We start from the raw sequence: 1,218 nt of genomic DNA on the forward strand, positions 1-1,218 counted from the left end.
AGGACGTGGCCGACCCACGTTCCTCTTCAGACAGGAGGATCCCGATGTCCCTCAGCGCCGAACAAATACCCCTCCCGCGCGAGCGGGTTAGTACACTGGCGCTAATGCGCCTCCTTGAGGCGGGACAGAAGGCGAGTGACTGAGCTGGGGTGCCACCGCCCGCCATCCCGACTGACCAATCCCCTAGCGTTCAGTTCGTCGGCTATGCGTCTAAGCGACATTTTCTGGGCCGCCAAAGGCAGAACGATTGTTGCGAGCGATCGGGCAAAAACGGTGGCTTCGTCTCGGTGCGCCTGGGCCAGCCGTTTGCCGTGGACCCCCAGCTCGACACCCCGCGTCTTCGCTGCCGCGAGGGCTGCTCTCGTCCGCTCGCTAATCAGTCGTCGCTCGTGCTCGGCGAAAACCGCGAGCATCTGGAGCATCAGCCGGTTGGCCTCGGGCATGTCTGCAGCGCGGATTTCGACCCCGGCTTCCAGCAGTTGCGCGATGAACGAAAGGGAGCGGGACAGTCGATCCAATCGAGCTATCAGAAGGACGCTCTTGGTTCGCCGACACTCTTTGAGGGCAGCCGCTAGCTCCGGGCGATCCTTCTGCGCTCCGCTCTCGACCTCAGTGAAGGTGCCAAGGATCGGCTCGGAGACCCTGGCGGCGTATTGCTCGACCGCCTCTCGTTGCGCCTCAAGCCCCAGGCCGGATTGCCCCTGCCGCTGCGTGGAAACGCGGAGATAGACGATGAATGGCATGGCGTTGCAGGTAAAGGTTGGTTTGCCCGTGACGCCTAACTTATGTGGCGATGATAGGAAGGGGGAAAGGCTGTGGCGTGGGTTGCTAGCAGCAACCACGCTCAATTGGAGCTAGGCCATTCCTTGTACCGGTGAGGGAAAAGGTCCAATTCTGCACAAGCCTTGGCGGCAGACTTCCGCATCCAGTTGTCCTTTTTTCCCGGCCATCCCAGGCTGCTGAAAAAGAGGAAGACATCCGCCAGTTGAAGTATGCGGGAGTGATGCGAATGGGCGAAATGCACTGCGTCGATGAAGCTGGGAATAGGGGCACCGTAGTCCCAAGGGGTCGTGCCGTTCGCCCTGTACCGTGAGAAGTCGCGTATCATGCGCTTAGACTCTTCTCGTGCCCATCCGGTGAAGGCCGCCTTGGCTGATGGGCTGCGTGTCGGGATGCTGCGCTCGTAAGGAGACCTTATGAGCGCTCATAGCTGTGCAG

Annotated in this window: 2 protein-coding genes; both read right to left on the reverse strand. The window is 60.9% G+C overall.

What is annotated here, in order from left to right:
• Positions 1-101 precede the first annotated feature (101 nt).
• On the reverse strand, positions 102-743 hold the full coding sequence (locus J2X45_RS20275; protein WP_310218535.1) for a recombinase family protein: 642 nt from the start codon (positions 741-743) through the stop codon (positions 102-104).
• A gap of 101 nt (positions 744-844) precedes the next feature.
• The gene (locus J2X45_RS20380; RefSeq protein WP_404980123.1) at positions 845-1,198 is read right to left on the reverse strand and encodes a DUF3800 domain-containing protein; all 354 of its coding nucleotides are present in this window, start codon (positions 1,196-1,198) and stop codon (positions 845-847) included.
• Positions 1,199-1,218: the final 20 nt, after the last annotated feature.

The organism is Caulobacter sp. BE264, from assembly GCF_031457805.1.
Classification (GTDB): Bacteria; Pseudomonadota; Alphaproteobacteria; order Caulobacterales; family Caulobacteraceae; genus Caulobacter.